12 protein-coding genes are annotated in these 13,147 nt (G+C 35.0%); 7 read left to right on the plus strand and 5 right to left on the minus strand.

The window, feature by feature from the left end:
* Window positions 1–11 precede the first annotated feature (11 nt).
* The 5 genes from GF867_RS03525 to GF867_RS03545 all read left to right on the plus strand — a co-directional run bounded on the left by GF867_RS03525 (window position 12) and on the right by GF867_RS03545 (window position 6,260).
* Window positions 12–1,400, plus strand: a complete 1,389-nt coding sequence (locus GF867_RS03525) for an LCP family glycopolymer transferase (protein ID WP_153831736.1) — start codon at window positions 12–14, stop codon at window positions 1,398–1,400.
* A gap of 210 nt (window positions 1,401–1,610) precedes the next feature.
* A complete protein-coding gene (locus GF867_RS03530; protein WP_153831737.1) occupies window positions 1,611–3,017 on the plus strand; it encodes a lipopolysaccharide biosynthesis protein in 1,407 nt (468 codons plus the stop codon).
* A 25-nt stretch (window positions 3,018–3,042) separates the two neighbouring features.
* A complete protein-coding gene (locus GF867_RS03535; protein ID WP_172973948.1) occupies window positions 3,043–4,392 on the plus strand; it encodes an O-antigen ligase family protein in 1,350 nt (449 codons plus the stop codon).
* Complete coding sequence (locus GF867_RS03540; RefSeq protein ID WP_153831739.1) at window positions 4,389–5,462, plus strand: YveK family protein; 1,074 nt, start codon at window positions 4,389–4,391, stop codon at window positions 5,460–5,462. Before GF867_RS03535 ends, GF867_RS03540 begins: the two co-directional genes overlap by 4 nt.
* 30 nt (window positions 5,463–5,492) lie before the next feature.
* Entirely contained in the window at window positions 5,493–6,260 is a 768-nt protein-coding gene (locus tag GF867_RS03545) for a glycosyltransferase family 2 protein (RefSeq protein ID WP_253940718.1), read from the plus strand.
* 269 nt (window positions 6,261–6,529) lie between these two features.
* Here GF867_RS03545 and GF867_RS03550 read toward each other — a convergent pair whose 3' ends face one another.
* The 5 genes from GF867_RS03550 to GF867_RS03570 form a co-directional block, all read right to left on the minus strand.
* On the minus strand, window positions 6,530–7,849 hold the full coding sequence (locus tag GF867_RS03550; RefSeq protein WP_153831740.1) for a metallophosphoesterase: 1,320 nt from the start codon (window positions 7,847–7,849) through the stop codon (window positions 6,530–6,532).
* Between the two features lie 637 nt (window positions 7,850–8,486).
* Window positions 8,487–9,176, minus strand: a complete 690-nt coding sequence (locus GF867_RS03555) for a YjjG family noncanonical pyrimidine nucleotidase (RefSeq protein WP_153831741.1) — start codon at window positions 9,174–9,176, stop codon at window positions 8,487–8,489.
* 77 nt (window positions 9,177–9,253) lie between these two features.
* A complete protein-coding gene (locus GF867_RS03560) occupies window positions 9,254–9,484 on the minus strand; it encodes a DUF1858 domain-containing protein (protein WP_153831742.1) in 231 nt (76 codons plus the stop codon).
* Window positions 9,485–9,574: 90 nt separating this feature from the next.
* Window positions 9,575–10,018 carry a threonine/serine exporter family protein gene (locus GF867_RS03565; RefSeq protein WP_153831743.1) on the minus strand — a complete coding sequence of 148 codons (444 nt, stop codon included), beginning with the start codon at window positions 10,016–10,018 and terminating at the stop codon, window positions 9,575–9,577.
* The gene (locus GF867_RS03570) at window positions 10,019–10,789 is read right to left on the minus strand and encodes a threonine/serine exporter family protein (protein ID WP_153831744.1); all 771 of its coding nucleotides are present in this window, start codon (window positions 10,787–10,789) and stop codon (window positions 10,019–10,021) included.
* Between the two features lie 213 nt (window positions 10,790–11,002).
* On the opposite strand from GF867_RS03570, the gene GF867_RS03575 reads away from it, so the two are divergent.
* Both GF867_RS03575 and mutY read left to right on the plus strand, forming a co-directional pair.
* Complete coding sequence (locus tag GF867_RS03575; RefSeq protein WP_153831745.1) at window positions 11,003–11,863, plus strand: RecX family transcriptional regulator; 861 nt, start codon at window positions 11,003–11,005, stop codon at window positions 11,861–11,863.
* Window positions 11,864–11,892: 29 nt separating this feature from the next.
* Window positions 11,893–13,098, plus strand: coding sequence for an A/G-specific adenine glycosylase (mutY, locus tag GF867_RS03580; RefSeq protein WP_311454064.1), 1,206 nt, complete (start codon window positions 11,893–11,895; stop codon window positions 13,096–13,098).
* Window positions 13,099–13,147 lie beyond the last annotated feature (49 nt).

The raw sequence follows: 13,147 nt of genomic DNA on the forward strand, positions 1-13,147 counted from the left end.
GAAGGCACCACATGAAGAAATATTTTACAAACGCAGAAGGAAACTTTAGTTATTGGAAGCTAATCCGTAATATCTTAGTGCTGTTAGTATTAATAACAGCCGCAGTAGCTGGTAAAGCAGTGAATGATATTAATGAGACACTTAATAATGTTTCACAAGATGTCGAAATAAAAAGTATCCGTCAAACTAAAGTTGACATTGCCGAAGGTGATCCAATAAATGTGTTATTAATTGGTACTGACGGTTCGGTTGAAAGAACGGAAAATAATGGTGATGTAAGTCGATCTGATACGCTGATACTAGTTTCCTTAAATCCACAAACAAAAAGTACAAAATTATTGAGTATACCTCGTGATGCAATGACTTTAATTGACGGTGTAGACACACCAGATAAAATTAATCATGCTTATGCATATGGTGGTGCTCAATTAACGATTGAAACAGTTCAAGATTTTTTAGATGTACCGATTGATTATTATGCAGTCATCAATATGGACGGTCTAACCGAATTGATTGATGCGATTGGTGGTATTGAAGTAACAAGTCCATTGACTTTTGAATACCGCGGAACAGGATTTGTCGAAGGAGAAACTCGAGAGGTAAATGGATTAAAAGCGATGAACTTTGCTAGAATGCGTTACGACGATCCAGAGGGAGAAGTTGGTCGCCAAAATCGTCAAAAGATTGTGATTAAAGCAGTCATTGATAAGGTATTATCATTAGATACTTTAACGACTTACCCTGAAATATTAAAAGTAGTGGCGTCGAATGTTCAAACAAATGTTGATTTAACAAATGCAGTAAGTATCGCGCAAGATTATATTCCAGCTTTAGAGAATATTAGTTCAATTTCCTTTGAATCGCTTGAAGATATGTATTTAGATGAGATATTCTATTTCTATATTCCATTAAATTCACGCGTCAAGGTTGCGAACGAGATACGCCAGCACTCAGGTCTAGCTCCAATAGGATTTGCGGATTTGATTGATCCAATTGGTGAGAACGGATCAAATGCGACAAAAACATTATCTATTGTTTTAAATCAGTATCCAAGCGGTTTAACCAGTGAGCAATTAGCGGAACTTCAAAGTTCTCAAGATTCCTTACAATCGATTCGTGAAAATGAATATAATACGGTTCCTGTTGCACCTACTTATCCAGAATCGAGTTACGTGCCACCGACATCTTCTGTGCCAGAAGTGCCGAATCCAGAGCCATCTCAGCCAGTTGAACCTGTGGAACCAATCGAACCAATCGAACCAATTGAACCACCTGTTGAATCAGAAGTTCCAAATTTACCTGAGCCGCCTGTGGAACCAGAAGTTCCTCAAGTGCCGAGTGAATCTGTAACTCCACCGACTGCGCCTGAAGCTAACACCGCTCCACCGGCAACGGAGTAATTTAAGAATCAGAAAACAATATCCACTTACTAACATTTAGCGATATTAAATGTTAGAAGTGGATATTTTGTCGCATTGCCCATTAATACCATTGAGGACACCGTGGTTAAATAGGCTGATTATGGTATAATTGTACAAATTATGTCATACTTTTCGTAGTTAAGAGATAACTAGCTATCGACTATAAGTTGATATAGATAGGAGAACTTTATGAAACATTTTTTAAAAAGGTTGATGGGTTTTAGTTTAGGGCCAATTTTAGGAGCAGTCATCTCCTTAATACAGATACCGATTCTAACGACCTTACTTTCAGAAGCAGAATATGGTATTTCAACGCTTTTTAGTACATTAATTGTTAACATACCTAATTTTTTGTATATCGGATTAGATCAAAGTTATACGAGAGAATATAATCGTTATAAAGATAAACAAAATTTATTTCAACAGGCAGCTTTTTTACCGATGATTGTCGGGATTTTAATGTTTATGGTAACCATTATGTTTGCTAGTCCCATATCAAATTGGTTGTTTGATAGTCCAGAGTATACTTATATTGTTTGGTTAAGTGGCGTATGGGTGCTTGCTACAGTTATTGAACGTTTTATTTTATTAACGATTCGAATGGAAGAAAAAGCAATCGAGTATTCAAAATACACGGTATTATTGAAAATTAATGTCTTTATCGTGTCAATTCTATTAATATTATTTGGCATGAGAGATTTTAGAGTTGTCGTATTTGGCTTAATATTCGGACAATTACTGGGTGATGCCATTTTATTTTATAACTATCGTTCATTCTTGAATGTAAGTCAGTTTAAATTAGATCCAAAGTTACTAAAAACGATGTTATTTTTTGGTATTCCACTCATGTTATCAGCGTCTTTAAATTCAATACTAAATTCAGTAGATACCACGATGCTAAGAAATTATAGTACGTTAAGTGAGTTGGGTGTCTATGGTGGTGCTATGAAAATAGTGAGTATTATCGGAATATTAAAAACTGCATTTGCAAGTTTCTGGGTTCCGACTGCGTACCGTTGGTATGAAGAAGATAAAGATATTAAACACTTTAAATTTATTAGTGACGCTTTGTTATTTATTTTAACAGCTATTTTCTTTGGCTTACTGGTATTCAGACCGATTGTGATGTTGTTCGTGGGCTATGAAGGTTCTAAATATTTGATTGGACTCTTAAGTTTCCCACATTTAATGTACGCTTTATCCGAAACAACAACATTGGGAATTGTTTTCTCAAGGAAAACATATTTGAATATATTTGTTAGTTTAGCTGCCTTGGTACCAAGTTTGTTAATCAATTATTTGTTAACTCCACAATATGGTGCAATTGGTGCGGCTTTTGCATCGTGTGGTTCATACATTATGTTATATCTATCAAGAACTTATTTCTCAAATCGTACTGGATTTGGTTTTAGTCAACGCAAACAAATTTTAACAATTATTTTAATGACAATTGCAGCTGGTTTAAATGCTTTTGACATTCAATATCGTGTCGGAATTACGTTTGCAATCGGCTTAATCTGTTTAGTTATTCAATGGGGAACAGTCACAGACATGCTAGCAATTAAACAAAATCCGAATGAGTGGGATTTCACTTAATATTAAAGAAAGGATAGGTCGACAAATGTACGTCTATTTATTGATACTAGTGTGTAGCGTATTTCTAGGTACTGAAATATTTGCTATTCAAACACCAGTTGCTCAAGTGACGATTTATCGAATATTTGCGCTCTGTACGATTCCCTTATTAATTTATCAAGTGACGCGTCCTAAACAACAATTAAAAGTTTTAGCGAATAGTACCGCGACAAACGTACTGGTCTGTTTTATTACTTGGTGGATTTTAGCCTCGTCTTCTATACTGTGGGCGGTGAGTTTAAAAGGCTGGTTCCAACATTTATTTTTAATGTCTATTGGCATGTCTGGAATTATTGCTTTGTACTTTTGGGTAAATGATTTGTATACATGGAAAAGATTACTGTCAGCGGCCTGGGTTAGTTCAACTGGCTTAGTTGTTTGGGGCTTTTTCGAAATACTTACGAACGTCTATGTATTTGCTGATTTAAATAAATTAGATAAGTATCATACTTTTACGTCGCAACCCGGAACGAGAATTCCGATTACTCATTTTGAAAACCAGAATGACTTTGCGACAATGTTATTAGCTTACATAGCAATGTGCTTAATTATGTATTATTACAGTCGTTCTAATGTGAGAAGAATAATCTATGCGCTTAGTTTTATGGCGGCGAGCTATCTCATTTATCGCAGTGGATCAAGGTTATCATTAATCTGTCTGTTTATTTTTATTATTATTCACGCTTTTAGTTATATACGTCTAGATTTCAAAATTAAACATTATCTTATGCTTGGCTTAACTGCAGTTGTAGGTGTTAGTAGCATCTTGTGGTTGAAACCATCATTAATTACTAAAGTAACGGACTTGTTTTACTTTGGTCATCAGTATCAACAATTATCTGGAGATACTGTAAGAATGAATTTGTGGCGGAATGGGTTACTCTTTTTGGGTGAAACATTTGGACTAGGTGTAGGATTAGGTAATGTTGAGACGTGGATGCTAGAAAATGCTTTTTGGACAACTGATGGACAACAACTAATTGTCAATATGCATAATTGGTGGTTGGAAATATTAGTAGGTCATGGACTCATCGCATTTTTGGTTTATGTATTAGCTTATGGATTGTTACTCATTAGGCTTTATCAGTTTGCGTTACGTTCAAGTAAAGCGAGCGCACGTTCAGCTCATGTACTGTTTAGTTTTATGATTATATTTATATTCGCAAGTATAACAAGTGCCAATAATATGTTAATTGAATGGCATTGGTTATTTTTTGGATTAATTATTAGTTTTGTAAAATGTTGTGAGCTTAAAAGAAACGTCAGTGACAAAAAGGTAGTTGGAAAACTATCTGGATATTATGTAAATAAATGGAAAGAGAAGGTATATCTATGAGCCTATTAACTATTATTCGCGAATTATGGCGATTTGTTAAAGACTATATTTTGAGAATTATTCTAGGAGCAGTTTTAGTTGCGATTCTGGCAATGGGAGGGCGCTATTTCTTATCTACGCTTACTGAAGAGGAAACGCAAGTTGCTTATGAGTATTTAACAGAAGTTTATAATCAAACACCCGCTTCGCTAGAAATGATTGTTACAATGGAAGACGGTAGTATTTATACAAATAGTCATATCTTTGATGAGTACTTTAGTAATCCAACTATAATTAAGCAAGTGGAAGAAAAAACCGGTATTGAATTTTCTCAGTGGCGTGAAGCAGAGAAAGAATTGGGCTTATATAAAACCGGAGGCTTTCGTGGAGGATTAGCAAGTATCCGAGATTCAAGCAGTAATATCTTTACCATTCGATTTTTAGTGGGTAGAAGTGCTGAAGAGAACTTGGCTATTGCACAAGCATATGCAGATATCTTACGTGAAGGAGAGTTGGCATTTTTAGGCAACAATTCGATTTCGATTATTACGGAACCAACCTTAGATGAATTACTGCCATTAGAAATTTATAAATCACTCGCAACTTCTGAAACATTAAATCCATTTAAAAGTCCAGGTGCCCCTTCTTATGTGATATATGGAGTAGCAGGTTTTATTGTAGGAGGAATATTGACGTTAATACTAATCTTCCTATTCAGACTGGCTAAAAAGAAAATAACTTATGGATTTGATTATGCTTGGTCAGTGGATAATTACCATTTACTATATGATCATCAAAAAGAAAATCATGCTAATGCATTAAGAGAATTTTTACGTGTGCCGGTTATGGAAAATCGAGTAATCGTATCTCAAACTAATACTGAAGCTGTAATGCAACCAGTACTAGTTGATGCAGATTTCGAAGGATTACTCATTGTCAGTGCATTACAAGAACTGTCAGAAATTACAGTGAAACCAGAAGAAATCGTACTATTAATTCATAGTAACCATACTGACAAAGTTTGGTATCAAGAACAAGCAATTTTAGCGGAACTATATCATGTTCCAGTTAAAATAATTCATGTGATTTAACTAAAAAGAACTACCAAAGGTTGTGAAGAAATGTCAGTAGAAATGCAATTGAATTTAGTTTCAATCATAACACCTGTTTATAATGCTGAACGTTTTATTAGTGAAACGATTGATAGTGTTACTAATCAGAACTATCAAGATTGGGAGCTCATTCTAGTAAATGATTGCAGCTCAGATAATAGTGTTAAGATTGTCGAAGATTATGTAGCAAAAGATGCAAGAATTAAACTTATAAATTTAAAAGAAAATAGTGGGGCAGCTGTAGCGCGTAATGCAGGAATTGAGGCAGCCAGAGGACAGTATATTGCTTTTGTTGATAGTGATGACTGTTGGGCCCCTTCTAAATTGATGGACCAATTAGACTTCATGCAAAGTCAACATATTGCGTTTAGTTATACTAACTTTGCTCTAGTTTCAGAATCTGGAGTCGTCGTAAAGGATGCTGTAAAGTTGCCTTTAAAACTAGACTACTCGGGTTTATTAAAAAATACAGCGATTGCCTGTTCAACAGTAGTGATTGATCGCATGCAAACTGGAGATTTCAGAATGCCACTCGTGCGTAAAGGACAGGATACTGCTACTTGGTTAAAGTTAATGCGAGAAAGACAAGTGGTAGCTTACGGTTTAGATAAAGTTTTAAATTATTATCGACAAGTTGAAGGTTCAATTTCAAGTGATCGAATTGGCGCTTTAAAAAGAACTTGGAATACCTATCGTAATTTAGAAAAATTACCTTTACCTAAAGCTGTATATTATTTCGCTCATTATATCCTTCAAGCGATTTTAAGAAGATTATAATCGATATTAAATAAAGATAAACCCAAGTGATTTAGAAAAGTCACTTGGGTTATTTTTTCTTTTAGTATAAGAATTAAAAGTTTAGTGTTGATTTAGCATTCTTTGTACTTCGCTCAGCCTATTGTTTTCCAAGGCAGTGGTTGCTTCCAAAGCCTAACGAGTATGCGTGAGGCTCGGGCTTTTCCAACTCAATCGGCTAGGCTCTGTCTACTTCGCTTTATTTATTGATCGTCGTATCAGCTACGCTGACCGGTTATGCTTAACAACACTTACCAAATGATATCAAGTTGACGATGATTTTCCGTATGCATATCCAGCATTTCGAGTACATTTGAAATAAAAAAGTCGTTTTGATATTCGGCTAATTCCTCAATTAACTCTCCATAGCGCTCAATAATTCCTGTGTATTCGGCTTGCATATTGCCAGTAAAAGTTGCTAAGTTTACTTCTCTAAACATATCCAAAGTATTCTGTTTCTGGGTTTCAGAATAAGCATGTCCAACAATTATATTATCTAAGGCGACTTGATTGGAGGTAGCGCTAAACAAATCAAGCATATATTGATGATAAGCGACTAAGTCTTTATTTAAGTTGTCTTGATCTGCCAACCAACTATCCATATCTAACGTACGAAAATCATACTGAAATTGTTGTTTATCTATGGTGATTTCAGCGAATGGATTAGGATACACAGCAAAAGCACCGGTTACAATGTCTGTTAGGCTGGCTGACTCTGTTATTTGTTCAGTTGTAATATGCTGAGCGTGTAAGTGACCAGATAAAGTCAATGGCACATTAAATTCTGCGAGTAGTTCCTGTAAATCATCAGCATTATCAAGTGTAAATTGCTGATGCAGGGCAGAGAAATGAATTAAGCTATTGTGATGAATCACTACCAATGCCTTTTGATGACTAGTTTCTAAGTCAATTAGCTGTTTTCGTAACCAGTTTAATGTTGAATTTGAAAGGTTGCCATTGGTTTTAGGAGCATACATTGCAGCTCCTTTAGAATAAATATTAGAGTCCAGCATAAAAAGGCGCCAATCATCATTTAAATTAATGACATAACTTAGACTATCTTTATCTCGACTGATTGCTTCATCATAACCAAAATCCGCAAATAATTGTTCAAAATCATTCGCTAACACTTGCTGTGTCCGTATAATTTGATCTCCAATATAACTCGAAGCAAAAGCATTACTTATATCATGGTTACCAGGAATAACATATACATCAGTTCCGAGCGCTTCAACTGCTTGGAAAAACAAACTGATTTCAGTCATACTTTGATATTCTCCGTTTAATGTTAAATCACCGGCAACCAGTAAAACAGAAGGGGATTCCTGCTCTATTTGTTGGAGTAAGGAAGACAATCTTTGACTACTATACCTTAAGTCAACACCAGCTGATTGATTTTGCATTTCTTGCAATTTACTACCTTCGTCAAAGAGAGAAGGAGAAAAATGATGAATATCTGTCAACAGCCATATTGTGGCTGTGGTTGCTTTTGTGCTAATAGAACTCATTGGGAATAACATCAATAATACGATTAAACTGATTAAACGATACGTTAAGTATTTTAAGTTCATTTGCCACCGCCTAACTACTTCATTATATGTCTTAATTGTATACCAAATTGACTTGTAGTGAACATTATATTGTATCAAATTTGTAAATCGTACTTAAAGCAACCACTGTCAAAATACTAACTTATAACATTCCTAAACATTTGAATTTTCTATAGCCATGGTAAACCAATAAGATGATCGATACATAGACAGAATTTAATCAGCTATAATCTGATATTTCAAGAAAACTTTGAACGAGACCAAAACCATTAAATTATATTTACAAGTTTTAACTTGATAATACAGCCTTACTTTTGTTGGATTACTAAGCGAAGCTTGAATGATATTAATCTTATAATACAAAAAAACAGTTATGAGACGCTCAAGCGAACTCAATAACTGTTCTTGTTTACCTTTTCATTAAAAACTAGTCCAATCTCCTCGGAAACATTGTAATAAGAATACGAGTGATAGAATAACGACTAAACTACTAGTAAGCATGCCTATATTTTGTAAATCAGAACGTTGGAATTTCGGAATTTTTAAAAAGCCTATGATTCCAATAACAGATACAACGATAATTCCGATTAAGATAAAAGGCAATATATCTAACAAAAGCGTCATAACACGTAACCTTTCTGTATGTTATGGAAAATTTCTATAAATCAAGGATGTCATATAAATGCGTTAAGTCACTGATTTGATAATCAATTGTTAAATCCTTTGGTGCAGATATATTATTAGGGTTAAACCAGACAACTGGTAGCTTAACAGCATTGGCCCCTTTAATATCTGAACTAAGACTATCTCCAACCATAATACTTGAATCAAATGAAGCCGGTTCAAGTTGTTTGAAAACTTGTTCGAAAAATCCCGCATGTGGTTTATTATAACCAAGTTTTTCAGAGATAAACAATTCGTCGAAATACTCGATTAGGTTTGCTTGTTCTAAACGGCTAATTTGAGTAGTGTATATACCATTTGAAGCGGCATATACTTGTTTACCTGCTTTTTTCAAATCGATTAGTAGTTGTTGTGCGCCTGGAACTACATGTGCACCAGTTGCTAAGTAATCTCGAAATAAGTCATCAATCTCTTGTCCAATCAGATTATGAATACCATACTGACTAAAGAAGCCAGGAAAACGTTGCGTCATCAGCTCGGCTTTGGTCAATTCATTTTTCTCGATTTTATGCCATAAACTTTGATTGTAGATTTTATAATGGTCTAACAAAGTTTCCGAATAGGTGACACCTAAATCTTCAGCGACTTTCTGAAAAGCGAAAGTTTCGCTAGCATTAAAATCTAAAATTGTATCATCTAAGTCAAGTAAGATGTGCTTATACATGGTTTAACTCCTCAATCGATATGGACTAAAGTAACAATTATTACGGACTGCATGAAAGAATATCAGCGTTTCTAAAACTAATTGTCTTTAACAATATAGCCATTCCACTCTAAAGTTTGTTTGATTTCATCCAAAGAAAGGCCAATCAATTTTGCCCCTTTTTTGATGGTAGTTGTACGTCCAATTGAGTTTAACATCATTGGATTTTTCAAAGGCTTAAAGCCTAATTCTACTAATAAATCAATCACTTCAGGATTCTTTTTCACGACGTCATAGACAGCGACATTTAAATCAATCGTTTGATCCAACGGAAATTCCTCCATTAAATATTTTATGCTTATAATATATCAAAAACACATTGCTTCTTCTAGTCTTTTTTCACTTTATATAAATATTACTTATATCTGTTCACGTTTATTCTTTAAGAATTTATAGATTTCAAGTGAAGAGTCCACTAGAAAAATAGCCAGGGCAATTGCACCAGCAATTAATATGGCTTGAACGAAACTCAAAGCAGCTAATTGTGAATCACCATTAATAAAGTGGAAGGCAGTATGATACATAGCAGAACCGGGTACTAATGGGAAGAAGGCGGGAATATAGAAAATTGTTACCGGCGCTTTGTAGTAGCGTGCAGACGCTTGTCCCATAATAACAATTAAAATACTTGCAAAGAAAGTTGCCAAACTTGCATCCATCGAATCGATCGCTAATAAGTAAACAATATAACCTGCAGCTCCAGGAATACCCGTTTTCATAATAAGAGATTTAGGTGCTTCAACGGTAATAGCAGCGGTGATGGTCGCTATATAAGCACCGATAACTTGAATAACAAACCCCATTTATAACACCACCCTTACAAGAGATAGACCCAGAGCTACTCCGAGCGCTAAACTGAGCGCAACCACTAAAGCATCTGCAATACGAGCAACACCTGAATTATAATCTCCTTTTAACATGTCACGAATTGCATTGGTGAATGCAGTCCCAGGATAGAGAGGCATCAAAGCGGCAATAATAATAACATCGCTTGAAAGGTTATAAGGAAGTAATTGAACAATGGACGTTATGACAAATGACGTAATAGTCGTAGAAAATATCCCATAAATAAATTCATTCATACCAATCTTCTCTTTACCAATTCTTGAAAGGGCGACGATAACACCAGCAATAAAGGATAAAAGGGTTTCCCAAATATTACCACCTAATAAGACTGTAAACGCAACAACTAAGAACATAGTTGCCATATCCTTGCTGTAAACTGTATATTCTTCTTCGTCGACAACCATTAATCGATCACGTGCCTCATCAAGACTAATTTCTTGATTCGTTAATTGGCGAGAAATATTATTCACACGGTAAATCTTTCTTAAATGATTACCGCGATCTGTAATGCGTCGGACTAAAGTAATCGGTTCAATCTCAGGATCAGTATCATCTAATGTGATAAATAAACCAGTAGTATAAGTAATAACTTCGGTAATATTTAACCCACTTGTCTGCAAGATGCGTCGAGTTGTGTCCTCAACACGATAGCTTTCAGCATGCGATTCTAGCATAATTCTACCTGCTAGTGCTGCTACCTCTGCTATTTTTTTATATTCTGTTTTCAAAAAATCACCTCAATAAAGCTTTAAAATTCTAGTTGGGTTAGTTGCTAACTAATGGTAACATAATAGAGGACTTAGGACTAATGTTTTTATATAAAATATAATGTTAATCCTATGATTTTTATTTATATTTTGGCTAGATTTTGAGTCTTTCCATTGGCACGATTTTGAAATATAGCTTATGGTAATAGAGTATAAAAAGAAAGGACGTTCTCAATGATTATTTCTAAAATTGAAAGGCAGAAAAAAGACAAAGAACGTTATTCTTTGTTTGTTGAAGACAAATTTTTAATAGGAGTTTCAGAAGCTATCCTGATTCATTTTGCACTTTATAAAGGTCAGCAAATTTCAGAAGACTTATTAGTAGAAATCAAAGAAGCGGAATATAATCACAAAGTATATAATAAAGCGATTCATTACTTGTCATTTGGGCTTAGAACGATTAAGGAGATGAGAGATTATTTAGCAGAGATCCCAGCTTTTAACTCAGAAGAGGCTCAGAGTAATTCTGAAGATAGTCAAGAGAAATCAGTGATTGACGAAACTTTAATACAGAGTGTTATTCAGCGCTTGTCGGATCAAAATTATTTAAATGATTTAATTTACGGTCAAAGTTATGTACGAACGCATGCTTTAATTAATCGCAAGGGACCTAGTCTGATGAAGCAGGAACTCTTGAACAAAGGATTGACAGAAGCGACTATTTTGACAGCATTAGAAGAATATTCAGAGGACCAACAAGTTGAAAATTTATTCTATCTGGGTGAAAAATTTATTCGAACAAAGAAGAGTTTACCTCCAAAAATGTTAAGGAATAAATTACAAGAATATCTGCTCAAGAAAGGTTTCGATCGCGATTTAGTTCAAACTTCCTTAACAGAATTTTCATTTGAAGATGCAGAAGAACGGGAAAGCGACTTGTTAAATAAAACCGCTGAAAAATTATTGCGGACCCGGCAAAAGAAATATTCTGGTTACGATTTACAGAATAAAATGAAAGAATCTTTGTACCGCAAGGGATTTGACTTTGAAGCTATTAATCAATGGATTGCAGACCATTCAGCGTTATTTGAATAAGTAAATGAGTTTAGAAAGAGTGAAGCAGTGTGACATATATTCAAGGTGACCCAAGTCTATACGATATAAACTGGTCAACAGATAAAATTCAAGCGTTCAGGCAAACCTTATTAGCCTGGTACGATGAAACAAAGCGTGATTTACCATGGCGTAATACCAACGACCCTTACAAAATATGGGTTAGCGAAATTATGTTGCAACAAACACAGGTTGCGACCGTTATTCCTTATTACGAAAGATTTATTGAGACTTTACCGACGATTCAAGCGCTAGCGAATGCAGAGGAAGAAACTTTATTAAATCTGTGGCAAGGTCTAGGTTATTATTCGCGGGTACGTAATATGCAAATAGCTGCCCAGCAAATTGTGGCAGATTATGCAGGCGCCATGCCACAAACTATGAAGGGACTTTTAAGTCTTAAAGGAATTGGACCTTATACAGCGGCTGCTATCGGTAGTATCGCTTTTGGTTTAGTCGAGCCAGCAATTGATGGCAACTTAATGCGTGTAACTGCAAGGTTATTTGAATTGGATGCGGATATTAGCCAGCCAAAGTCACGCAAACTATTTGCAGCCATTTTATATCAATTGATAGATGCTGAAAGACCAGGCGATTTTAATCAGGCCTTAATGGATATGGGAGCGACTATTATGACGCCAGCCAATTTAAATCCTGAAGCTAGTCCCATAAAGGAATTTGATCGATCCTATCAGAATGGAACGGCTCATCTTTATCCAGTTAAGAAAAAGAAAGTTAAAGCAACGGAGCATCAATTAATTGCTTATGTTGTACAAAATTTGCAAGGTGAATGGTTAATTAGAAAGCATGATGAGCAAGAATTATTAACCGGCTTATGGCATTTCCCGTTATTAGAACAATCAGTGGTAATGGAGGCTGTTTCTGAAGAAGAATTGATTGAGCCATTTAGTGATTGGTGGGCAGAACAAAATAGTCTATTAAATGATTATGCATTTGAGACTGAACCTTCGATTACAATCAATCAGCAGTTAATGCCTTTTGGAGATTTGAGCACATTAACCTTACTTCCAAAAGTTAAGCATGTATTTAGCCACCGTGTTTGGCATGTTCAATTAGTCCCACTTATGATGAAAATTGATCAAGCTGGTTTACAAGAAAACGAGAACATGCGTTGGCAATCTCCGAAGCAAATTCGAGATTTGCCTGTGTCGACATTACAGCAGAAATTATTAAAAGCATTGGAAAGCTATTTATAGATTTTCAACAATAAGCTTAACAAAATTAAAATTTAACAGTATAAGAGGT

It is taken from the genome of Fundicoccus ignavus (assembly GCF_009659375.1).
Classification (GTDB): domain Bacteria; phylum Bacillota; class Bacilli; order Lactobacillales; family Aerococcaceae; genus Fundicoccus; species Fundicoccus ignavus.

Excerpts from the sequence above, each read along its gene's own strand:
- GF867_RS03525 (WP_153831736.1), top strand. The coding sequence starts at position 12 with ATGAAGAAATATTTTACAAACGCAGAAGGAAACTTTAGTTATTGGAAG.
- GF867_RS03530 (WP_153831737.1), top strand. The coding sequence starts at position 1,611 with ATGAAACATTTTTTAAAAAGGTTGATGGGTTTTAGTTTAGGGCCAATT.
- GF867_RS03535 (WP_172973948.1), top strand. The coding sequence starts at position 3,043 with ATGTACGTCTATTTATTGATACTAGTGTGTAGCGTATTTCTAGGTACT.
- GF867_RS03540 (WP_153831739.1), top strand. The coding sequence starts at position 4,389 with ATGAGCCTATTAACTATTATTCGCGAATTATGGCGATTTGTTAAAGAC.
- GF867_RS03545 (WP_253940718.1), top strand. The coding sequence starts at position 5,493 with ATGTCAGTAGAAATGCAATTGAATTTAGTTTCAATCATAACACCTGTT.
- GF867_RS03550 (WP_153831740.1), bottom strand. The coding sequence starts at position 7,849 with ATGAACTTAAAATACTTAACGTATCGTTTAATCAGTTTAATCGTATTA.
- GF867_RS03555 (WP_153831741.1), bottom strand. The coding sequence starts at position 9,176 with ATGTATAAGCACATCTTACTTGACTTAGATGATACAATTTTAGATTTT.
- GF867_RS03565 (WP_153831743.1), bottom strand. The coding sequence starts at position 10,018 with ATGGGGTTTGTTATTCAAGTTATCGGTGCTTATATAGCGACCATCACC.
- GF867_RS03575 (WP_153831745.1), top strand. The coding sequence starts at position 11,003 with ATGATTATTTCTAAAATTGAAAGGCAGAAAAAAGACAAAGAACGTTAT.